23 protein-coding genes are annotated in these 22780 nt (G+C 41.9%); 9 read left to right on the forward strand and 14 right to left on the reverse strand.

The genetic code is table 11. The features are described from left to right. Positions 1 to 52: 52 nt before the first annotated feature. From R2R71_RS02515 to R2R71_RS02540, 6 genes are all read right to left on the reverse strand, one after another. Positions 53 to 1426: a DUF3526 domain-containing protein gene (locus R2R71_RS02515; RefSeq protein WP_316829667.1), complete on the reverse strand. Its 1374-nt coding sequence runs from the start codon at positions 1424 to 1426 to the stop codon at positions 53 to 55. 3 nt (positions 1427 to 1429) lie between these two features. After that, positions 1430 to 2875 (reverse strand): DUF3526 domain-containing protein, encoded by a 1446-nt coding sequence (locus R2R71_RS02520; RefSeq protein WP_316829668.1) that lies wholly within the window; start codon positions 2873 to 2875, stop codon positions 1430 to 1432. Then, positions 2875 to 5376 (reverse strand): TonB-dependent siderophore receptor, encoded by a 2502-nt coding sequence (locus R2R71_RS02525; protein ID WP_316829669.1) that lies wholly within the window; start codon positions 5374 to 5376, stop codon positions 2875 to 2877. The genes R2R71_RS02520 and R2R71_RS02525 overlap by 1 nt, the downstream gene beginning before the upstream one ends. 12 nt (positions 5377 to 5388) lie before the next feature. After that, on the reverse strand, positions 5389 to 6084 hold the full coding sequence (locus R2R71_RS02530; RefSeq protein WP_316829670.1) for an ABC transporter ATP-binding protein: 696 nt from the start codon (positions 6082 to 6084) through the stop codon (positions 5389 to 5391). 96 nt (positions 6085 to 6180) lie between these two features. After that, the gene (locus R2R71_RS02535; protein ID WP_316829671.1) at positions 6181 to 6540 is read right to left on the reverse strand and encodes a hypothetical protein; all 360 of its coding nucleotides are present in this window, start codon (positions 6538 to 6540) and stop codon (positions 6181 to 6183) included. Positions 6541 to 6630: 90 nt separating this feature from the next. Next, positions 6631 to 7002, reverse strand: coding sequence for a helix-turn-helix domain-containing protein (locus R2R71_RS02540; protein WP_316829672.1), 372 nt, complete (start codon positions 7000 to 7002; stop codon positions 6631 to 6633). Positions 7003 to 7090: 88 nt separating this feature from the next. Between R2R71_RS02540 and R2R71_RS02545 the strand changes: the two genes are divergently transcribed. The 3 genes from R2R71_RS02545 (at position 7091) to R2R71_RS02555 (ending at position 8930) form a co-directional block, all read left to right on the forward strand. Continuing rightward, positions 7091 to 7969, forward strand: coding sequence for an NAD(P)H-binding protein (locus R2R71_RS02545; protein WP_316829673.1), 879 nt, complete (start codon positions 7091 to 7093; stop codon positions 7967 to 7969). A 163-nt stretch (positions 7970 to 8132) separates the two neighbouring features. Further along, positions 8133 to 8366 (forward strand): hypothetical protein, encoded by a 234-nt coding sequence (locus tag R2R71_RS02550; protein ID WP_316829674.1) that lies wholly within the window; start codon positions 8133 to 8135, stop codon positions 8364 to 8366. Between the two features lie 195 nt (positions 8367 to 8561). Beyond that, the gene (locus tag R2R71_RS02555; RefSeq protein WP_316829675.1) at positions 8562 to 8930 is read left to right on the forward strand and encodes a response regulator; all 369 of its coding nucleotides are present in this window, start codon (positions 8562 to 8564) and stop codon (positions 8928 to 8930) included. A 6-nt stretch (positions 8931 to 8936) separates the two neighbouring features. Here the strand turns inward: R2R71_RS02555 and R2R71_RS02560 are convergent, their stop codons facing one another. Then, positions 8937 to 10625, reverse strand: coding sequence for an ATP-binding protein (locus R2R71_RS02560; RefSeq protein ID WP_316829676.1), 1689 nt, complete (start codon positions 10623 to 10625; stop codon positions 8937 to 8939). Between the two features lie 111 nt (positions 10626 to 10736). On the opposite strand from R2R71_RS02560, the gene R2R71_RS02565 reads away from it, so the two are divergent. The 3 genes from R2R71_RS02565 to R2R71_RS02575 all read left to right on the forward strand — a co-directional run bounded on the left by R2R71_RS02565 (position 10737) and on the right by R2R71_RS02575 (position 11885). Further along, complete coding sequence (locus R2R71_RS02565) at positions 10737 to 10865, forward strand: hypothetical protein (RefSeq protein WP_316829677.1); 129 nt, start codon at positions 10737 to 10739, stop codon at positions 10863 to 10865. Between the two features lie 79 nt (positions 10866 to 10944). After that, a complete protein-coding gene (locus tag R2R71_RS02570; protein WP_316829678.1) occupies positions 10945 to 11163 on the forward strand; it encodes a hypothetical protein in 219 nt (72 codons plus the stop codon). Positions 11164 to 11291: 128 nt separating this feature from the next. After that, a complete protein-coding gene (locus R2R71_RS02575) occupies positions 11292 to 11885 on the forward strand; it encodes a hypothetical protein (RefSeq protein WP_316829679.1) in 594 nt (197 codons plus the stop codon). Between the two features lie 49 nt (positions 11886 to 11934). Here the strand turns inward: R2R71_RS02575 and R2R71_RS02580 are convergent, their stop codons facing one another. Beyond that, positions 11935 to 14352, reverse strand: a complete 2418-nt coding sequence (locus R2R71_RS02580; protein ID WP_316829680.1) for an outer membrane beta-barrel protein — start codon at positions 14350 to 14352, stop codon at positions 11935 to 11937. Between the two features lie 312 nt (positions 14353 to 14664). Here R2R71_RS02580 and R2R71_RS02585 point away from each other — a divergent pair, with 312 nt between their 5' ends. Continuing rightward, positions 14665 to 14883 (forward strand): hypothetical protein, encoded by a 219-nt coding sequence (locus tag R2R71_RS02585; protein ID WP_316829681.1) that lies wholly within the window; start codon positions 14665 to 14667, stop codon positions 14881 to 14883. Between the two features lie 61 nt (positions 14884 to 14944). Here the strand turns inward: R2R71_RS02585 and R2R71_RS02590 are convergent, their stop codons facing one another. After that, positions 14945 to 15412, reverse strand: a complete 468-nt coding sequence (locus tag R2R71_RS02590; RefSeq protein WP_316829682.1) for a hypothetical protein — start codon at positions 15410 to 15412, stop codon at positions 14945 to 14947. A 179-nt stretch (positions 15413 to 15591) separates the two neighbouring features. Between R2R71_RS02590 and R2R71_RS02595 the strand changes: the two genes are divergently transcribed. Next, on the forward strand, positions 15592 to 16113 hold the full coding sequence (locus R2R71_RS02595) for a GNAT family N-acetyltransferase (RefSeq protein ID WP_316829683.1): 522 nt from the start codon (positions 15592 to 15594) through the stop codon (positions 16111 to 16113). Positions 16114 to 16129: 16 nt separating this feature from the next. On the opposite strand, the gene R2R71_RS02600 is transcribed toward R2R71_RS02595, so the two are convergent. The 4 genes from R2R71_RS02600 to R2R71_RS02615 all read right to left on the reverse strand — a co-directional run bounded on the left by R2R71_RS02600 (position 16130) and on the right by R2R71_RS02615 (position 19693). After that, a complete protein-coding gene (locus R2R71_RS02600) occupies positions 16130 to 16711 on the reverse strand; it encodes an HPP family protein (RefSeq protein WP_316829684.1) in 582 nt (193 codons plus the stop codon). A 77-nt stretch (positions 16712 to 16788) separates the two neighbouring features. Next, positions 16789 to 17424: a hypothetical protein gene (locus tag R2R71_RS02605; RefSeq protein WP_316829685.1), complete on the reverse strand. Its 636-nt coding sequence runs from the start codon at positions 17422 to 17424 to the stop codon at positions 16789 to 16791. A 127-nt stretch (positions 17425 to 17551) separates the two neighbouring features. After that, complete coding sequence (locus tag R2R71_RS02610) at positions 17552 to 18037, reverse strand: SMI1/KNR4 family protein (RefSeq protein WP_316829686.1); 486 nt, start codon at positions 18035 to 18037, stop codon at positions 17552 to 17554. 543 nt (positions 18038 to 18580) lie between these two features. Next, positions 18581 to 19693, reverse strand: a complete 1113-nt coding sequence (locus R2R71_RS02615) for an acyltransferase (RefSeq protein WP_316829687.1) — start codon at positions 19691 to 19693, stop codon at positions 18581 to 18583. Between the two features lie 260 nt (positions 19694 to 19953). On the opposite strand from R2R71_RS02615, the gene R2R71_RS02620 reads away from it, so the two are divergent. Continuing rightward, a complete protein-coding gene (locus tag R2R71_RS02620; RefSeq protein ID WP_316829688.1) occupies positions 19954 to 20829 on the forward strand; it encodes an alpha/beta hydrolase family protein in 876 nt (291 codons plus the stop codon). 20 nt (positions 20830 to 20849) lie between these two features. Here the strand turns inward: R2R71_RS02620 and R2R71_RS02625 are convergent, their stop codons facing one another. Further along, positions 20850 to 21533: a DUF6624 domain-containing protein gene (locus R2R71_RS02625; RefSeq protein WP_316829689.1), complete on the reverse strand. Its 684-nt coding sequence runs from the start codon at positions 21531 to 21533 to the stop codon at positions 20850 to 20852. Positions 21534 to 22780 lie beyond the last annotated feature (1247 nt).

The raw sequence follows: 22780 nt of genomic DNA on the forward strand, positions 1-22780 counted from the left end.
AAAAATTGCCATTGGTTTAAAGAAATAAAACCAATGGCAATGATTCGGATAGCTAAGGGTTTAAGCGATATCTACCTGATTTAAATTTCAGCACCGATATAAGCGAAAGGATTAATGTCATCACAAATAACGATACAAGTCTTCCGTAAGGGATGATGTTTGTTTGGGGATTAAACATGCGCAGTTTAGTTTTTTTGATGTCTGTTTTAATCACCTCCTGATTCAGAAAGATTGCAGGATAAAAATGTAACCTTAACTGCTCATGATAATTTCTAACAGCCTGCTGAAATTTCAAATGATTTGCTAAATCGGTACCGGCAAGCTCATTTACACCAAGCTGCAGTTGTATTGTTGGAAAAAACAGTGCAATAAGATTTGTAAAACCCTGCCTCGAAGCCAGTTTCTGTTCCATCGCCAACCGGCTGTCCATCGCCTGATCATCACCCATTTGCTGCATACCATAATACCAGAACCAGCTAAAACTCTTCTCTTCAGGAAAAGGATATTTCGCCAGAACGGGATAATGTTTAAAAAAGGGTTTCATGGTTACCTGTTTATCCATATCCCATTTTTCGTGATAACCCTCCCTTTGCTTAATCACATGTGCCAATGCTTCGGGCATTGGATAACGTTGCGTAACATAAAGATTTAGGGAGGCCGGGATTACAATACAAATCAGTACCCAGAGCGCAACAAAGGCCGAGGCATTGAAACTGGAAGACTTCCCAAGAGCGATCAGCAAAAAAGCCATTGCAAACCAAAAGGCGAGATATAGAACAATTAATGCACAGAAATAGATAAATTTATCATCAAATGGCAGCTCCATGTAATAAAAGCTAATAATTAACAGAATAACTGCAACTGCATAGACAGTCAGAAGTCTGACCAGAAATTTCAGCCATACCAACTTAAATAACTGATTTGTTTGCGCCCTTAGAACTGGCCACAAACCACTCTCCTTTTGCTCAGAAAGTAAATTATAGGTAAAAGCGATGATCACCAGGGGGAATACAAACAAAAAAACAAAGTTTAAATCAATATTACCAAAAAGTAAACTAACCGGATTGGCAATATCTGTATCATACAATTGCCCTTCCAATCCGAGCATTGTTACCGAAATCAGGTAAGGATTTACATCTCTTTGTCCGTTGGCAATTCCAGCCCATACAGTAGGTTTGTTGGCCAGTGAGAATTTATTATGATAAAAGAAAAGACCGGCATCTTTACCAAAATGTGCTATATTATTGCTTGTATTTACCCTTTGTAAAACCGATGCGGTTTTAATAACGTCATGCTGTTTTTCGATAATTTTTTTGCCAAAATACAGTCCGGTAAAGCCGGTAAGGAGTAGCACAAGGATGCCGATCCATGAGGCCGTATTCCTGAAAAACAACTTAAACTCGAGTGTTAAATAACTTTTATTCATGATTTATATAATTTTAATCCACCTTGCGGCATATTGAAGAAACAGCACCATTGCCAGGCACCACAGTGAAAGTGAAACCAGTGATAAAACTTCACCGGAGATAATATTGCCAAGAAATTTAAAACGATAGTTAAAATCTGGTTGTTCTGCCCAATTGGCCTTACTGATTGCCAGTGGTTTTTCATGCTCAGCAGGTGTAATATTGCTGATTTTATCAATCTGTAACTTATTCATTTTCTGCGCCAGCTGATAACGGTAAGTTTCGGCCTGTTGTTGGAAATCCACATAGGTTTTAAAATCTGAAGCAGTAAGCGCCATCGAAAGCTGCTTAAGCGCCAAGTACAGATTGAATAAGGCGGCATAGGCCGTAAGGCTGTTTTGTTTTTCAAAACGCTTGTTTAAGGCCTGCTGGTGCTGGCTGTAGATTGCGGAAGTTATCTTCTCTCCTTCTGCCATAATATACCCGCCATAGTTAAAAGGCAATTGCTTTACATCGGCTACGCCGTATTTACGCAGGAGTGAATCTTTAATAGCCGCATAGTGTGCATCATTAGGATCATGGCTATCGCCTTGCTTATGGATATCCGTAGCAATAGCCGCAGCAAATTCAATTTTTGATGGTGTAGGATGCAGTTTCGTCCCGATTGCCTGCGTAAGCCTTGGCATAATCACAATGAAAAATATCCAGCCTGAAAGCAGCACAACCAAAGCCGATTTGGAGCTGCGTTGAAAAGCAGAAACCAGAACGGTTAGCGCTGCAATAACAAAGAAATAAGTACTGTATGCCAGCACCAGTAAAAGTAGCCTTAGGGTCGAATCGAAACTGATTTGCCAGTTGCTTAACGATGCCCATAGCAAGGTGGTAAGTATAATTAAGGGAATAAATACTGAAAGACAAACACCACTTATGCCTAAGGTTTTACCCCAGAGCAATTTTGGCCAGCTTACCTCCTGGCAAAGCAGTATTTTTAAAGTACCCGATTCCCGCTCGGCAGAAATACTGTTGTAGCCCAGAAAAATCAAAAGTAAAGGGACAAGGAGCTGAAGTACCATGGCTATGCTGATTTCGCCAAAGCGGAGCATCCCATTAGAAAAACCTGCCTCACTGAAATTAACGCTGTTTTGCTTATGCGCTTCCAGGAATATAGATACCCCCGCGAAACTTTCTATTCCAAAATCAAAAAAGCTCAGCTCATGTTTCTCGCGGAAAGCCAGGTAGCCATAATGTGCCATGCGGTGCGGATGCTTGTCCGGTTTAGCGAGCCATTGCTCCCGGACAAGTTTTTTATATTCAAGACGCTGGTTATTTTGCGTTTTATAGTTTTGCCAGCCAACATAAGTAGCCAGGCACAAAGCAAACCCGAGCAGAATACTCAGCGACAGGGTTGCCTTGTTCGTAAAGGCCGCTTTATAACCTTGTCTGGCTATCGTGAAAAGAATATTTGCCATTAGATGTTATAGGTTACGTTAAACATTACATTTCTTGGTGTACCTGGGAATAAACGCAGGTAATTCTGTGCGCCAACCCAATAAGTTTTATTTAGGATGTTATTTACATTCATCGAAAGCTGAACTTTACTGCCGGCAGGTGAATAATAAATGGCTGCATCTGAAATGGTGTAGGCGGGCAATACAAAATCGCGAATGTACAGCGGAAGCTTGTTGCCACTATATTGTACACCGGCACCAAAACCGATACCTTTTAACGCCCGCGACTGTAAATTATAGCGTGTCCAGATACTTGCACTATGCTTTGGTGTATTCTGTACCATTTCGCCAATAAGTGCCGGATTAAAATCATCCCTTATAATTGCATCTACGTAACTGTAGCCGGCATTAAACTGCCAGTTAGGCCTTATAAAGCCCGATGATTCGACTTCAATTCCCCTGCTCCGTTGCGCACCCCGCTCAATAAGCCGGTTTACATCAAGGGGATCGTTGGCATTCATCAGCAGGTTTTTCTGGTTAATCTCAAAAAAGGCCAGGTTAAGCATTAGCTTTCCGTTAAACCATTCCGATTTAGCCCCAAACTCCTTTAAATCACTTTCAAGGGGCTTAAAATTTGTACCTGCAGGTGGCGGTACAATCACCAATGTAGAAGTATTGCCTTGCGGCTGATAACCTTGCAGGTAGGTACCGTATACATTAATGTTTTTGTTTACGGTATAAGTAAGTCCAACCCTTGGTAAGAGCTTATGCTGATTGATTTCTTTCTGGCTTTCGAGTTTGTAATTACTGTAATCGGCATACCATTCCTGCCGTAAACCAACGGTTAATGTTAATTTATCGTATTTAAGCTGATCCTGAAGGTATATGCCGTTTACCAGGTAATATGCCGGCGGAATTTCGGCCTTTGTGAAGATATAATCATTCAGATTTTTAAGTGTATAACTCGGATTTGCAAGGTTAAAATGATCTACATTGGGAACTGGTGCATTTACCCCATTAACTACCCTGAACTGGTAGAGGTCCTTTTTAGTTACATCGTACCTCGCCGTTACTGTTCCGTCTTTAAGGCGATAACCCTGTGCGGTATTTGTTCCTCCACCCCTTAGTTTTTGTGTCGTGATCCTGTCATAACCTACAATTAATTTATGGCTTATCCCCAATGTTTTTGCATCAATGGCCAGGTAGCTGCTCAGGTTATCAGTGCTCCATTTTTGTTGGCGCTGAACAGCAATCATACCGGCAAGGGTTCTGATCGGGGCATTGTTTTCATCTACAGCAAAAGCATTGTTTGTGCGGTGTTCCTGTAAATCTTCATTCCAGTTTTGTTTCATATAGGCCAAATTGAAGGATATGTCTTTGCTAATGCGATGCGAAAAATTGGTCATCAGCATCAGGTCCTGGCTGTTAAAACGGTCGTTGCTTGCCCCCATATTAAAGCTTATGGGCGTGCTGTTTAAATCTGTTTGACCGGCTACCGCACCAAATATGGCCTGCCCCCTATCGAGCCTCGAATTACTGTTGTTCACCACCACTTCCACATTTAAGCTGGTACGGTCGTTGGGGATATAGGAAAATGAAGGCGCAATCATATAACCTTTACGGTACTGAAGGTCTCTGAAACTTTTACTGTCTTCATAACCGATGTTCAGCCTGTAGAGTAAAGTTTTCTCCGGATTCATAGGGCCAGTAAAGTCAAGTGCTCCCCTCACAGTTCCAAAGCTTCCGCCCGAAATGCTCACAACTTTCCGATCCTGATCTAAAGGCTTTTTCGTTACCAGGTTAATGCTACCACCCGGGTCTACGCTCGAAAAGGTAGCGCTTGCAGGGCCTTTAATCACTTCTATCCTTTCCAGGTTATTGGTTAAAGGCTGATTAAAATAATACTGCCGGGTACGCATGCCATTAATAATTGCCCCTTCCTCATTCTGATTAATCCCCCGTATGGAAAACTGATTATAATAACTGCTTTGCGATACACTGGTTACGTTTTTAACGGCATCAGCAAGCACGGCGGCCTGTCTGTCGGCAATCAGTTCTTTCGATATGGAAGAAATAGATTGTGGGATATTTTTATTCAAGGATGCGATTTTAGTTGCCGAAAAGGAATAGTTACCATAATACTTTTTCCCATTGGTGCCGACAACCTCAACGGTTTGGAGCGACTCGGTAGAAACTTCGATTACGATAGTGGCTAAATCGAGGTCACTATTAACAATATAGTGCTGGCTATAGGAATGGAAGCCAACAGCGCTGACCGTAAGGGTATAGCCTGCAGCTTTAGGTAATATGATGCTGAAATTCCCCGATGAATCGCTGCTGAAATTTAAAACATCTTTACCATTTTTGAACTTAAGGGTTGCTTTGTTAACGGCGTTGCCTTGTGTATCGGCAATTTTACCATTTACCTTAACCTGGGCTATGGTAAAGCTGTAGAGCAGGCAAAATAACACCACCAGAGGCAGTGCTTTAAAAAAGGTTTTTACTTGATACGTTGGTTTCATTAAGTGTGTGTGTTAAATGGTTTGTAAGTACAATTCCTGAAGGTCGGCAGCACTGATCGCACTGGCTTCAAATGTGTGCACGAGTTCGCCTTGTTTCATGATACCGATATGTGTACCTATGCTTACGGCATTGAAAATATCATGCGTAGCCATTAATATCGATTTTCCTTCGGTAGCAAGCTGCTTAACCAATGCAGAAAATTCAGCTGTTGCTTTAGGGTCGAGGCCGCTTGTTGGTTCGTCCATTAAAATGGTACTGGCATTTTTGGCCAGGGCAATGGCAATTCCCACTTTCTGGCGCATCCCCTTACTAAAACCTGCCAGCTGCTGGTGGTGGGCTTGCTCCTGTAAACCACATTGGTTTAAAAACTGAGCAAGTTGTTCCTTAGCATAGGCAAATCCGGCAAGCCTTGAAAAATAATCGAGGTTTTCAACTGCCGAAAGGTTCCCATAAAGCATTACCACTTCAGGAATGTAGGCCAGGTGCTTCCGTCGTCTGGTATCTGTAGCCGAAACCGCTTCTCCATTTATTAAGATTTTTCCTGAGGTGGGTTCAATAAAGCCGAGGAATAAGTTGATGGTGGTTGTTTTTCCCGCACCATTCTGGCCGAGCAAACAATAAACCTCTCCCGGTTTCACGGTTAGGTTAAGCTGGTTCAGGACGCAATACGTCCCGTAATTCTTTGATAAAGAAATTGCCTGAAGCATAAATATATACTAAAATTTAGCGCATACCGACTTGGGGTAGCACATTAAAAAGAAATGAATTCGTGTGGATTAAAAAGAACCTTGTGGTTCAGGAGCTTATGCCGTCAGGAATGGCGGCCCCTTGTTGGTGCAGGCTAAAAGGTAGGCACCAGTATGTTTCATCGTGTAAACAAAGACCCTGTTTACAGGCTTAACAAGCTGAACCGGGAAAGCACAAGCTGCCGGCAAATGAAAAAAATGCGAATGGTGCTTCAGCACTTCACAAAGCTTACACTTTACTTTTACGGCATTCAGTTGTTTTGTCTGATAGGCTATACCAGCCTTCTTTGGGGTAATTTCCTGCTCATGGTGATGTAAACCCTCAATAAGTAAGGCATTAACAAAAATTACAAGCAATAAAATTGCACGTACTTTCGAGAAAAGATGTTTACGGTATAAAGCTTTTGCAGGTTCCAATTGCAACAAAGATACATTTAAAATTTACATTGTCAATTTGCTGCATTATTATTAAACAGCTCAAATGGTTATAATCTTAAACGCTTTTGCTTATAATGCAGCACGGAAATGGCCATCCATATCCATAAATGCCCACTGTGCCATGGCATTAATCACAGGTAAAAGGCCTTCGCCCGCAACACTTAAACGATAATGTACAACAGGCGGCACTACGGCACTTGCATCCCGAAGTACAAGCCCATCGGCCTGTAACTGTTTTAAATGTTGTATCAAAACCTTTTCCGTTATGGCAGGTATATTCCTTTTCAATTCACTGTAACGCTTGCTTCCATTTGATAGCTGATAAAGGATAATCGGTTTCCAGTGGCCACCAATTTTATTCATTACGTGTGTAACCGGACAGGTTTCGAGTGCATATTGCTTATTTTCCTGTATAGTCGAAGTTTCTTTAATGGCCGTCATTAGCTACATACTTTAGGGTAAGTACTTGTAAAAAAGTAAGTACAAATATACCTTTGGTGTATCAATTAAAAAAATAAAATATATAAACATGAAAATAACATTAACAGGTTCATTGGGTAACATAGGTAAACCATTAACCATAAAATTATTGGAAGAAGGACATGAAGTAAGTTTAATCAGCAGCAGCGAAGCACGCCGTTCGGAAATAACGGCGCTTGGTGCAAAACCGTTAATCGGCTCGGTAGAAGATGCCGCTTTTCTTACGGAGGCCTTTAGCGGCGCAGATGCCCTGTTCGCTATGACCCCGCCTAACCTTGGTGGTGCAAATGTTATAGAAAATACCGTAAATGCTGGTAAAGCTTTTGCAGCAGCCATTAAACAGAGTGGTGTTAAACGTGTAGTGATGTTAAGCAGCATCGGCGCCGACCAGCCGGCAGGTACAGGACCAATTAAAGGGCTTCACCAGATTGAGGCGATTTACAATGACATAGATGGGATTGCCTTAACAAAACTTCGTGCGGGTTATTTCTATACCAACTTCTTTAACGATATTCCTTTAATCAAAGGCATGGGTATTATGGGTGGTAATTTTCCGGCAGAAACCTTGATTCCGCTGGTACACCCGACAGATATCGCAACTGCTGCAGCGGCGCAATTGCTTAGCCCTAAAGAGGATAATGAGGTAACTTACATTGTTAGCGAACTAAATTCAGCAGTAAACATTGCCACTACATTAGGTACAGCCATTGGCAAACCTGAACTACCATGGGTAGAATTTACAGATGAACAATCGCTCGATGGAATGACACAGGCCGGCCTTCCCGCAGAAATTGCTGCTTTATATACGGAAATGGGACAAGGACTGAAAAAAGGTTTACTACAAAGTGATTTCCAGGCAAAAGGAAGCCCTATTGACGGCAAAACCAAACTGGCAGATTTTGCCAATGAATTTTCGGCAGCTTTTTAAATAAACATAAAGGGGATTAGTGTTGACAACTAATCCCCTTAAATTGTAACTTAAACGATGCAGACCCGTTGTTAATCAGCTTTAAACGCCATATATTCTTATCATGCGTAAACTCTCGCGAACCTTATCCCGCGGCGAATGGTTTTAAATCAAAACCTTTAGCATGAAAGAAATAATTACAGGTTTACGCAGCCTGCTTGGCAATGAGGTGAAAGATATCTATCAACTGGAAGCAGATACCATAAATGTGATGTTGTTTGATCAGAAAGACCTCGATAAGCTTTACCAGAAAACAGAAACCTATATTGTTCAGTTAACCGATGCCAATACGCTGGCTTTAATAAATTTTGTAGATAATGAAGAGGTTGTTTTAAAATCCTTCGCACTTGTTCAATAGCGGCGATCATTTACTCATACAGTAAAAAACGAAGATTACACATCCTCTTGCACCATACAATACTATCAAACAGGGTTTTACCTTAAATGAGTAAATTTATACGGTAAATCATGGAAATGCTTGCCTGTCGTAAAATTAATACATACATTTACGAATGTTCAGGATACCAAACAAGTAAAACCCGGAGTGAATTTTATGAGCCTTACAAAAAGAATATATGTACTCGAAGATGACGAAGGCATCAGGGATATTGTAGAAATGGTGCTCGAATCAGAAGGGTATCAGGTCTTTTCTTTCCCAAGTGTAAGCCGATTTAACGAACAGGGCTTTAATACACCGGCAGATCTTTACCTGCTTGATATTATGCTGCCCGATGGCAATGGACTTCAGGTAAAGGAACAACTGGCCCTGCATCCCCTAACCAATCGTATTCCGGTATTGGTAATGAGTGCGCATACCAATAACCACCAATTAGAAAACTGGCCAGGCGAGCAACATTTCATTGCAAAACCATTTGATATCTACGAACTTACCGGCAAAATTGACTCGCTCTTAAACGCCTGATAAGTTTTATTGATGTTGAAATAAGGGAATCGTAAACCAGAAATTGGCACCTGCACCTTTTTCTGATTGAACACCAATTTCGCCACCATGTTTACGCACAATATCGGCGCTGATAAAAAGCCCTAAACCAAGGCCTGAATAATGTAGCTCCTTATATTCTGAGCGGTAGTAGCGATCAAACAAATGCGGGATTTTCTCTGAAGAAACTCCTTTTCCCTGATCCTGAACGGCAATCCTGGCAAAATCGCCAACTTTAGAAAGGTGTATATCAACAACCTTCGATTCAGGTGCATACTTAATTGCATTGTTTACCAGATTTACCACAACCTGATTAATACGATGTTCATCGGCCTCAACCTGCAAAGTTAAATCACCTGTCGTCCTGATTTCATATGCTCCTTCCAAACCAATATGGTTGCAGCAATCGCTGATCATGTCTGCCAGTTTAAAAACCGTTTTATGCAGTTGCAATTGTCCGGCACTGATGCTGTTCACATCAAGCAGGTTTAGCACCAGTCCATTAAGCTTATCCATGCTTCGGTTAGCCTGATCGATGAGCTTCGAAAACCTTGGCGAAGCAAAATCATCACGTATTTTCTCCATCAGCTGCAGGGAAGCTCGTAGTGTGGTTATGGGGGTTTTAAGTTCGTGACTTGCAATGCTGATGAAGTCGTCCTTTTCGTTCATCAGATTTCTTCTCGTCGTAACGTCGATAAAGGTGCATACCCCACCCGAAAGCTCGTTGAACTCATTAAACAAGGGCGCTGCATTAACTGATATATAAAGTACATCCCTGCCAGGGCGCAGGATACCGATTTCCTGGTCAAAAACCGGCAAGCTGGTGTTCAGCATAATGTACATGGGGTGTGCTTCTATCGGCAGGATGCTCCCGTCGAGGTTTACATTTTGCCAGAGTGCATCATTGTACTTCCGCGATTGCATATCTTCGAGCGTTACCTCAAATATGTGCTGCGCCATCTGGTTGATGTATACCGTTTTGCCTTTGGCATCAACAATACACACCCCATCGGCCATGGTATCCAAAATACCTACAAGGCGCTGTTCACTTTCAAATAATCTGGCATTGGCAGCTTTCAGGGTGGCTGTATTTTCTATGTTTTCCAGCCGCATTTCAAGCTGTTCGGTGACTATGCCTGCCAGACTGATCAGTTGTTCGATTTCAATGGCATTCAAAGTACGTGGCACCTTATCGATGATGCATATCGTTCCGATAACGAAGCCGTCGTTACTGAAAATTGGTACGCCTGCGTAAAAGCGAAGGCTAAAATCACCATATATATAAGGATGGCCAATCAGGCGATCATCTTCAAAAGTATCTGGAATTAAGGTAATGGATTCGTTAAGGACAGTTAAGGCACATAAACTAAGTGAGCGGTCTACCAGAAACAAACGCTCATCAAGACCCACATTTGCCTTAATCAGCTCATTATTTGCATCAAGAAACGAAATGTGTGCAATCCGCACGTTAAACATACTGCAGGCCAGTGCACAGATCTTCTCAAAAAGGGGTTCGGGCTCATTATTAAAAACCTGGTACCTGCCCAACGTGGCTACTCTTGCTGCATCGTTATCAGGTATGTGATTCGCTATTGCATGCTTGTACATATCCACCTCATCATTGATTTTAGGAAAGATATACAAAATCAGCTTTTCTTTCCAAATGCAATTAGACAAAAGTCAAATACATTATTGTAATGAACTGACCTACTGAAATAAATAAAACTTTTCAAAGCTGATATTGTTTTGATAATGAAGATCATTTTTTAACGCTTTTATTCTATTAAAATGTACAACAAACCACTTCAAAAAAACCATTCATTTGCATTCCTTTGGGCAATTGTTATTGTAATGTTGTTAGTTTTTTTATCTGTTGTGCTTGGGCCTGATAATTACCAGAGCTGGCTGGCACAGTAAAAATTGTTAGCTTTTCAAAAAAAAGACAAAACTATTTTCCATTCCTTTTGTTTTTGGGCTATCTAATTAACTCAAACAAATGTTCAGCGATGTAAACACTGACACGAAAATTTTCGTGCACAATAATCAAACCGTGGTGATCAGCCGCGTACTTGGTGTCCCATTAAAATTCAGGATATATATAGATGGCGCCAATAAAGGCTATATTGAAAAAATTGAAGGCCAATGGCAGCTCACTGAGAAATACGGAATCCCCAGCGATTTATTCGAACTCATATCCAATAACATGGGCGTTTAAGCCTTACTCAATAATTTAAAGAAGGATAGAAAAAGGAAATTAACTTATTTCCCTTTTTGCTGCTGCATTTATATTTTTGTTTTAAACCTCTGGTAAGCTATTCGGTCAAACCATCCCAAACCAAACCTATGCAGCGCCTAATTTTATCCTTGATTTTTACCCTTTGCTGTGCACAGCTTTATGCACAGCAACAATACAACCGGGTAGCCCCACAAAAAGCCGATTCGGTAATAGAAAGTATTAAGAGTGTTTTCCCTAAGTTTTACCGCGAATACAAATACCTGCTGGCGCAGGATAGTCTGATTAAGGAAGTCCGCTTTATTGATGAACGTGCCGTTGGCCCTGCCTTTGCCTCACCAAAAGGAATCATTACTTTCAACATCGATTACCTGAAAAGAAGAAGACCTGCTTTTGATGATAACCGCCTCATTGTAGTCCTTTACCACGAAACCGGGCATCTGCATTATTATATGCTCACCCCAAAAGAGAAATGGACACCCGAAGAAAGTGAAAAAGCCGCCTTTGAATACTCACTACTTAAAACCAGCGAAATGGTGGCAAAAAACGATTGTCTTCCCCTGGCGGCAGGACTTAAGTTTATGAAACTGCGCAGTGAAAGCAATGATACCAAAGACCCGCATGTAAGGGCTTTAAAGCGCATGGTTACCGAGCCGCTCTACGCTAGCTACCTCAAGTACCTGAACGACCATTGCAACCAATAAATAGCAAAAGCGGGGTTGTCTTAATGGCAACCCCTCTTTCTGTTTAATGCTAGTTCGACGACTTCTTAGTATCATCATTGCTGATACTCCGTTCGTTCTTTTTAATCGAACCCTGTAGCTTTCCGAATTTCCAGTTGATACCGAAACTGATGCGTCTGAAAGCATTCTCGCGGATGCGCTCCTGGGTAAAATTAGCACCTTCACTATAGCTTCTGAAAGCCCTGAACTGCTGGAAAGGATTGGCAACCATGGCCGAAACCGTAAGTTTATCTTTAATGATATCCTTGCTGCCGCTTAAACCCACAAAATAATAGCTGTTCGATTTGCCCTGTAACATTACATCAGGTGCACCGTAATTAACAGAAATATTTGCTTTCCAGGCCCTTTCAAATTTGTAACCCGTATTCAGGTTGGCATAGCCTGTAACACCGCTGTTTTTGGCAAGTACGCCACTAATCATGCCCTGTAAGCGGATATAGTTCAGGTTAGCGCTTAAATTCAGGTTCCATTTGGGTGTAATCGGGTAGTTAAAATTTGCATTTAAACCCAGTAAGCGTGTTTTACCAATATTAAAGGAAGTTACCCTGGTCAGGTTTTCGGCCGCTATAAACTCATAAACCTGCTGTTGTGTATTGTTGGCAAAATTGTAGCTCAAACTTAAGTTTAACGAACCTTTTTTAAAGTTACTGTAAGTTAACTCGAAGTTATTACTCAATGTGGCTTCCAGGTTCGGATTACCCACAAATTCGAAGCTTGGTCTCGATTTATCAACAAAAGGATTTAAATCCCAGATTCCCGGACGCTGGATACGCTGCGTAAAACCCAGACTTAAACTCTGGCTGTTTTTCAGCGTCCTGTTCATTGAAACCGATGGAATCAGGTTAAAGTATTTGGTTTTAACCGTAGAGCCGGTGCTTTCGAAATTACCGGTAACATAAGTTCCTTCCAGCCTTGCGCCGCCTTTAAAAGTCCAGTCTTTAAGTTTTAAGGTATAAGTATTGTAAACGCCGAAAATATCCTGATCGTTGCTATACACATTGCTTTGCGCAGGGTCTACGATGTAATCCTGCTGTGCAGCATTAAAATTCAGGTACTGGAAATTACTCTCTCCTTCTCTTAAGATGGCTTTAAAACCTGCTTCAACCGTAAGCTTTTTAAAGGGATTAATGTAATCGATCTGCGCCGTTTGCTCTTTTGATTTACTGGTATTATCCTGTTTGTAATTCGTACCCGTAAAATTGCTAGCATTACTGAACGAAACATTATTAAGCTGGGGTTCTGAACTTCCAAAGCGTTTGTAAGAAAAAGTTAAGAGGTGTTCTTTTTTATCCTTAAAACCTTTCTGGTAGTTAAAGGTATAATCGGTTCCACCCCACTCATAGCGGGTACGGCTATCCATGTCGTAACCCGAACGTACCGTTCCATCGCTAAGATCGAAATGCTGGTTAAGGTCTTGCTGGTTATAACCGCCATAAGGGTTTATCTCTACGGTAATCAGGTTTAATGAATCGATTTCGTAACTCAGCTCGCCGCCACCCCAGGCCCACTTGTTATCAGTTTTCTGGAAGCCCAGCGAATAAAGGCTCGAAGGCACTGCTGTTCCCACACTGTTCCTGATATCGGTAACTTTAATACCATCTACCTGCCATATACCGGTACCCCCATAAAGGTTTACCCCGAAATTCCCCTGCTTAACCGTCAGGTTCATGTTACCGCTCGGCCCGCCCGGAAACTGCTGGCGCACATTCAGGTTGCCATTATAACCATTATCCATTTTACGTGAGGTGATGATGTTGATAATCCCGGCAAGCCCTTCGCTTTCGTATTTTGAAGGTGGTGTCGTAATTACTTCTATCTTCTGTACCCCCGCAGCAGGCATGCTTTTCAGGTATTCTTTTGGGTCGCGGGTTAAGATACCCGAGGGTTTACCATTAATCAGGATACGGAAATTGCCGGTACCTTTCAGTTTTACGTTATCATCCGCATCGACTGATAAAAGTGGTACCTTACGCATCATATCCATTACCGAAAGTACTTTGCTTTCTGCATCGGCCTGGATATCGTAAGTAATGCGGTCGGGTTCCTGTTTTATAATCGGCCGGCTACCCATAACCGAAACCTCTTTCAGGTCGTTACCCGAAGCAGCCATTTTTATTTTACCCAAATCGGTATCGCCACTAAGGCTTAACAGAACCTGTTTTGATTTGTAACCAATCGAACCCAGAATAAGGGTGTATTTACCGGCCGCAATGCCTGTAAAGTTAAATTTCCCCAGTTGGTCGGAAACGGCACTTTTAATGACTGCCGAATCTTTACGCAGGGCGATGGTAAAATATTCTCCGGGTTTTTGACTCAGGCTGTCGATGATGGTACCCGAAACCTGGTATTTGTTTTCCTGTGCTTTTACACTGGTTAAAACGAGGCCGCATTGCAGCGCAATGAAAATAGTAAGTAAGTATCTGCTCATAAATTTGTTTTCCGGTAGTTATATCCTGCTGCATCTTCCAACTAACAGATGCAGAACTTTATTAAAAGTTGCACGGCTCGCTTAAAATTTCTGCTAAACACAAAAAGCTCAGCGCTTTATTTTTCGCAGACACTTTACTATTACGGTATAAAAAAGCGCTTTTTTAAGGTAAAATCAAGGAAAATTAAGGCAGAAGAATTGTGCATTTTGCACTTGTTTTTATGTAACAAACGTGTTATATTCACAAACTAAACGAAAGGTTTTACCTTCGTTTTTTTATGATCAGGAACAGGCAAATTAAAATTAACGGCCATGAGAAAAGGCATTGTTGTAGCAATCGATCCGGAGGGCAGAACCGGCAGGATTGAAGATGAGAATAAACAGGAAATATCCTTTATATTCAACCGGGTAGATGAAGTGCCAGTTATCCGAACGGCGGTAAGTTTCGATATCAGCCTGGGGCCCGATGGCTTAACCGCCATTGATGTGAAACCCATCGTTTCATCGGGCCAGGCAGAAATCAGCCTGTAAAAACCAGTTTTATCAGCTATTGGCCATGGCTTGCAGCCAAAGGTTTTCAGTGCCAGGCTTTTCAGGCCTGACGCTTGCTTTTTACATCGAGTTTAAAGCTGAAATCCTGTGTAAAGTTGTAGCTGTAAACTTTCAGGTCCATGCAGATTTCCTGGTTAAATAAGCGGGTAACATGCTTACAGAAGATGGAACGGAACGTACCAAGGTTTACCTGTGGCTTGCACACGATGGTAATTTCCGAGTCTGATTTCTTCTCGGCACTGCCAATGATGCCCGGCCAGCGGTCTTTAATCTGTAAAGGGATGGAATCGTAATAATTTTGCTGAATGAAGGCACCTGCCCCACGGATCAGTTCCTTAGGCAAAGCATCGCCCGAAAGTTGCTTCCAGCCATCCTGTATCCGCGACAAGCGGGCCAGCAGTACATCTTCTTCGCTGATGCACCATAAATCTTCAGGGCTACTTTGTGAGAGCTGTAAGGTACGGAAATGCCCGTAAATATCTTTAAAGCGGTAATTCAGTATAATCATAAATTTTATTGGGTTACGAAAATAGCCAGGCATTCCCGCAGCATCAATATTTTCTATCAACAAAATGTTGGTAAATTTTTAAGCGCCCTTATTCTTCATTTTTCCGTCTTAATGTGTAAACTAAGCATTGTCACTTCATCTTTTTCTGCTATTTTCGCCCCCTTAATAATTTCACCAACATGCCAGTAAGTATTGCCAGCCCAACCGATATTCCTGTTTTAAACATTTTAATTAACTCAGCCTACCGCGGAGCAAGCTCGAAGACTGGCTGGACTACTGAAGCTGATATCCTCGGTGGTATCCGTATTGATGAAGAGGGGCTTGAAAAATACTTTGCGCAAAGCGATACCACCCTGTTAAAATACACCGCCGAAAGTGGCGAACTGGTGGGAACCGTTTGCCTGGAGGTAAAACCCGGCGAACTTTACCTCGGTATGTTTGCTGTATCGCCTGCGTTGCAAGCTGGCGGAATTGGCAAAGCCCTGCTTGCCGCGGCAGAAGTTTTTGCTCTGCAGCACCATTGCCCCAAGATTACCATTTCCGTAATCAGCATCCGCGAAGAGCTCATTGCCTGGTACAAACGGAACGGCTATGTACCCACCGGACAGGCCATTGCTTTCGAAGAAATTGAAGGCCGCTTTGGCGACCCTAAACTGGAAGGCATTACACTGATTACCATGGAAAAAATACTGGTAAAGTAAGCTGCTGGTTTTATGGCTAGCGCTTATACCTGCGCCAAAGCTGAAACCATTTCTTATTGCGGGGATAACTGCGGTGTTGTGTACGGTTATTGAAAAAGATGGCCACCAGCAGCAGGATCATTACGCCCGAAAAAACGGGACTCAGCACGTACCAATAACCCAGTGCCTGTATTTTTGCCGAACCAATATTTGCGATTAAAGCTGTTGCGCCACCCGGCGGATGAAGTGTCTTGGTGATCTGCATCAGTACAATGGATAATGAAACCGACAGGGCCGACGACAGCCACAGCTCTCCGGGAATAAGTTTATGAATGGTAACCCCTACCAGCGCACAAACCACATGCCCGCCAATCAGGTTACGCGGCTGCGCCAGCGGGCTGTTGATAATCCCGTAAATTAATACGGAAGAAGCCCCGAATGAGCCGATGAGGAAAAGGTTATCGTAAGCTGTAAAGTATTCCGAATTAAGGAGGCCAATGAGTGCAATCCCCGAAAAAGAACCGAGAAATGTCCAGAGGTGCTCTTTTACATCAATTAGCGTTTCTTTATAAACGATATACTTTGCCGTACGCAAGTGTTTTCTGATTCTTTTTCTCATCGCCTGTTCCTGTTGCGGGCAAAAGTAAGAAAGTGAGAGTAAATAAGCAGCGGATTTGGGGAAATTAATATGAATGGCTATGGTTGTTGATTTCTTTTTCTCATTTCTTCGTATGTATATTCTGTCTGTAACATTAAATCAAAGGACATGCAGAAAATATCAATGGGTTGTGCCCGATTAAATTCTATCCAGGCAAAATATAACTCATAGTGAAGCAGTTCAACTTTAATAATGAGAAAATCGGCCTTAAATTTTAAGTTATACTCATATGCACTTGGAAATAAATGTTCAGGATTAACACTATTCAGTTTGAAGGATTTTGCAGACTCTGACACTTTAGTTGAAAGATTTTGCCCTTTCACTGAGGCGACTAGTTCGTTCAGATAGTCTGTCGGAAGATCGATTGGTGTTGGCTGATAATTTTGAAACCCCTGACCGGCAAAACTTGCGAAAATCTTTTTCTTCTTATTTTCATCTTCCAAACGAGAGTTCCAGTTATATAAAATATGACAAAACGAACTCCCTAAAGAAGCTATAAAATCAGTTTCAATTGCAGAACCTTCAATTAGTATTCGTTCCCCTTGGTCATCGGATACTTTTCGAAGTGCAAATCTGGTATTATTGACCCGATTGCATACACTAACCGCATATAGTAATGGTTGAAAGAGAATACCATCAAAATAAACCTTAAAATCTAACTTATCTATATGCATAATTATTTTTGTTTTACACCATTGCTGAGTACGTTTATGTGTATTTTCATAATTTTGGACTCAATCATTCTATCTCTATTCTACGCCCTGGCTTTTTGGATTAAAAAATATTTGATAACTAGCTTGCCTAAAATGGATTTCTACCTTGTTGTGTACGTTGAATTCTTTGATTAATCAAATCTGATAAAGACCTAACGGCGATAGGATGAATCCAATCGGGAAAGTCACTATTATTATAATAAGCTCCTTCATAAACCTTGGGATCATCATCCTCATCTAAATAGATAAAAAGAAACTGATCTCCTTGGTTGTAAATATCTACTGCATAAAAAGGTCTAGATATAGTCCTATTCAATTCCGTCATGTTCTCACGTACATAATTTTGGATTTCCTCTTGAGTGTTCCAAATTCCATAGTCCAGTACGTAACAATAATTTCCTGCGAGAAAAAGAAGTTCTCTAAGGGCTTTCGGAAAAGTATTCGAATTATTATAATGCTGTTCTAATAATTGAATTTCTTCCAGCGAAATAGGTTGATTAGTACCTGTGTAGTTTTGACTGCCTGCATTTCTTGAAGGAAAATCTCTCAATTTTTTTTGATATTCTATATTCATTTTAATTTAATTAAAGATCTAACATCTCCCGCTTGCGCTCGTTTGTAACGAGTGCATAACTAGAACAGCGACGGTGTCGCGATGAGCGAGGTTCCTCCAAATCCTCTTTTCAATTGAAGCAAGGCAATTTGGAGCAGCTGTTAACTTTTAAGGTACAAAGATTTCTCGAGTTCGCTCGAAATGACGATGTTGTTTAACCTGTTTGTAACGAGTGCATAAGTAACATAGCGACGGTGTCGCGATGAGCAAAGTTTCCCAAAATCCTCTTTTCAGCTGGAACAAGGCAATTTGGAGCAGCTGTTAACCTTTAAGGTACAAAGATTTCTCGACTTCGCTCGAAATGACGGTGTCTTTTTTGACCACTTACCCCGTTTGTGCTCGTTTGTAACGAGCGCATAACTAAAACAGCGACGGTGTCGCGATGAGCGAGGTTCCTCCAAATCCTCTTTTTAGCTGGAGCAAGGAAAAGTGGAGCCGCTGTTAACCTTTAAGTTACAAAGATTGACCGACTTCGCTCGAAATGATGGTGTTTTTTTAACCCGTTTATGCCCATTTCTTCCGCAACCATTTGCGAACAGGCTCGTCGTACCATTTCAAACTCAGGTAAGCCAAAGCAATGGCACCAATTAAAATGGCTAAAGCATAAGGCCATGCCTCCGCAAGTGTAGTCCCTTTATTATTGCTGATCCATGCCACATAGAAGTACACAAATGGATAATGAACCAGATACAAAGGATAAGAAATATCGCCCAGGAACTTACATACCCGCTTACCCGCATTGGTTTTCACCACACCACTTGCCCCCAGGTACACAATCAGCGGAAAAAGGATAATGATACTTACAGATTCATAAATGCCATTAAGCCATAAATGCGTTGCACCGCCAATACGGGGCATATATAACACCAGGGCAATTAATATGCTGCACCACAAAAAGGCATTTTTAATGTGGCCCGGTTTAGCCATCCGCGACAAGAGCAAGCCGGCAAAAAAAGGAAATAGTGTACGGGTAATACCGATGCGCAGCTGTTCGATATTCCAGGTCCAGCCGCCTGCAACATCGCCATTCGGACTAGTTATTGCCAGGTGTGCTAAAGCAACAGCAGCAAGCAGTACGAAAATACCCAGTGCCTTATTCGAAAACTTACGGATCCCCAGCGCATACAGAATATTGGCAATATATTCGAAAAATAAGGACCAGCCGACACTGTTCAGCGGGTGCATCTCCTCCCATCCCCTGATGTCGAGCGATAAAGGTACAGGAAGAACCGTAAAACCAATAAGGGTAACCAGCAGCATTTTCCAGAGCGGCACGGTATGGATAAGCGGCCAGATGGTAGAATCGGTAAAGTAAAAACCTATGGCACCGAGTGTCATTCCTAAAATAACCATTGGCTGCAAACGGATTAACCGTCGTTTAAAAAAACTGCCAGCAGTCATGCTCCCCCAACGATCGTCATACGCATATCCCATCACAAAACCCGATAAGAGGAAAAAGAAATCGACTGCCAGGTAACCATGGTTAACCAGGTTATCGAGATGACCTGTGGCCAGTGGTTCGGTAAGGTGAAAGGTAACCACAATAATGGCGGCTACACCACGGAGGCCATCAAGTATCGGATAATGTGGTTTCGCGACAAGGTTTTTATCGTGCATGCTGAGGATGTTAAGCCCGCAAATTATTAAAGATTAATAATTTTTAAGGCAACTAACGGCATTGTTGCAATTAGCCTACCTACAATTATCAAAAGCAAAACCGTGTAAATACCTCTTATTAAAATGATTAATTTGTAAATCAATAATAAAAGAAACCTCGAAAGCCTAAATAGATTATTCATCACATTTTTAACCGTTTCCATCACATTTTATATTCTGGTACTTCATTCTCCGCTACATTGCTTTAAAATTATCAAGCAATGAGATTAAACCTGTTTATTATTTTCCTTTCATTAAGTGCCTGCGCATTCGGGCAAAGTAATACCGATATGGCCAGGCAATTACCCTATACCCTGCAAAACATAACATTCGAAAGTGCAGGCACAGCACTGGCGGGCACTATCTTTTTACCGGAACGACCTAAATCGGCCATTGTTCTGATACATGGCTCTGGTCAGGAAAAACGCATGGTTAAACTGGGAGCAGATTTAGCTGCCAGGGGTTTTGCCGTGCTTACCTATGATAAACGTGGGGTTGGCGAATCGGGCGGTGTATATGCCGGCCCTGAAGCAGGCACCAATAATATCGACACCACGAACCTGAACCTACTGGCTGCTGATGCAGCGGCAGCCTGCAAGTTTTTAGCGGCACATTTAACCCGAAAAAGAACAGCCATCGGGTTAATGGGTGCCAGCCAGGCTGGATGGGTTATTCCCCTTGCAGCAACAAAAACCCCGCTGGTGAAATTCATGGTAATTTTTAGCGGCCCTGTTGTAACGACATTAGCACAGCTACGCTTTCAGTTTTATACTAATGGCAATACAGCGTTCTGGGATTCGCACAGCGAAGCTGAGGCGCTCGAGCACATCAAAAACGATCCTGACCGGTACAAGTTCGAAGCATTCGATCCCAACCCTGCTCTTCTAAAGCTTAACATCCCGGCCCTCTGGGTTTTTGGTGGAAAAGATATCCAGGTACCGGTTTCGCTATCGATAAACAACCTTAAGACACTACAGGCAACAGGAAAAAAGTTCGAATATGTGCTGTTTCCTGAACTGGGACACAATACGTTGTTTTCAAAATCAACGGAGCCTTTAAGCACAGCTGAGCACTGGATGAGGGGCCATTTTAAATAGTCTTGGCCGAAACCGTTCTCCTAATTCTTAAATCCGGTTTTCCGGGCTTTTTCTTCAATGGCGGGCAGGTTTTTTTGGTAAGCTGATAAATCCCATTCCATGTTCATGGCTTTGGCATATTCGGCCATCGGAATTAAACCCATTGCAGCTCTTCTCACATCAAGCTGTTCGGGTTTTTCTATCGGATAAAAATACATTGTTCCCGAAGCGGCATCCCTCACCGCCTGACTGCCATACATTTGCCTTAAGCCTTGTCGCATGTTTACACGATCTTCCAGAATGGCCAGGTTACTAGACAGGATTTCCTTATTCTTTTCGGCTGTACGGATAAGCGGAAGGTATTTTAACTGCGTAGTTAAATTGGCATGCTGAATCACCAGAAACAATGCCTGACTGGCCGACATGCCCACTTTTTGCGGACTAAGCCAGCCATGCTTATCAAGTATGCCACATACCAGTACGAGGTTGCTGGAATCTTTACGCTGCATAATTTTCCGCAGACTATCGGTAACCGTTCTTGGCTCTTTATTATTGAGGGCCTTTGTGTAGGCCATCCGACCATCCTGATCCTCATGGTATAAACTATCTAATGTTTTGGTGAGCGGCCTGATAAACTTACTGCTATCGATCACAAATGAGGTTACCTGGGCATGAGCTATAAAACTACCCATCAGCAGAATGAGCATTAAAATATTTCTTTTCATATGTTGATTTAGTATATCGTAAAGTTAAGTAAACCCGCTATTGATAGTTGCAGATGAAAAAGTATATACGCACTGTTTTAACTTTTTTTAACAATATATGCCGGAGTAATTGTTCAATCGGTTAATTGTTTAACTGACAATTGGTCACTGGTCATTCGTTCATTGGTCATTAGTTCATTGGTCATTAGTCATTGGTTCATTGGTTCATTGGTCTCAACAACTCGTCATTGCGAGGTACGAAGCAATCTACTCATTAACATCATTGCGAATTGTTCAATCGGTTAATTGCTTAACTGGCAATTGTAAACTGTTCGTTAGTTCATTGGTTCATTAGTTCATTGGTTTCAACAACTCGTCATTGCGAGGTACGAAGCAATCTCTTTCATTAACTTAGATCAAAAGATTGCTTCAGCCCGCTCATTCCTGGCTTCGCAATGACGGGTTGGTGAGTCCTTCGACTACGCTCAGGATGACAGATTGAGTAGGACGACTCTTTCATACCGAAACGATGCTCCACACCGTCACCCTGAACTTGTTTCAGGGCCTCCTTTTCAATGGATGCTGAAATAAATTCAGCATGACGTTTGGTGTTCTACGCTCAGGATGACAGGTTGAGTAGGACGAATAGTTCATTGGTCATTGGTTCATTGGTCTCAACAACTCGTCATTGCGAGGTACGAAGCAATCTCTTTCATTAACTTAGATCAAAAGATTGCTTCAGCCCGCTCATTCCAGGCTTCGCAATGACGGTGCTAACTGTAAACTGCCAATTGAAAATTGTTCATTAACTATTGCGGAGGCCTCTAACTCTGCTTCTGCCTTTCTTAACCTTAACATTTGGAAAACTTCGGGACTTGTTCGGCTGGTGTTTTGGAAACCGTCAGTACGCCGGGCTTGACAAGACAATGATTTAATTGCTATCCTATTGCTATCCCGGTCTGATCCCTGAATACTTTAGTTCTCTGGAGTGGAAGTGTTACTGAAGCAGAACTGAAGTAGTCTGGGAGATAATGTGAAGTAAGGGTGGATAAAAGGTGGACAAAAGGCGGACTTGAGTCGGACTTGAGGTGGACTTAATGATGAAAATTATTGGTGAAAAGTAGCGGAATCGCGGTATTAATCTTGTCTGTGAACAGCTACACAGGTTATCGATTAAATCTAAACTGGTTAGACATACAAATTTCTAATTTCTTTTTCAGTTATACAAGTTGAAAGTGTACATTAAATGGATTGCTTCGGCTCCCACT

The sequence above is a fragment of the Pedobacter aquatilis genome (assembly GCF_032678405.1).
Lineage (GTDB): Bacteria > Bacteroidota > Bacteroidia > Sphingobacteriales > Sphingobacteriaceae > Pedobacter > Pedobacter aquatilis_A.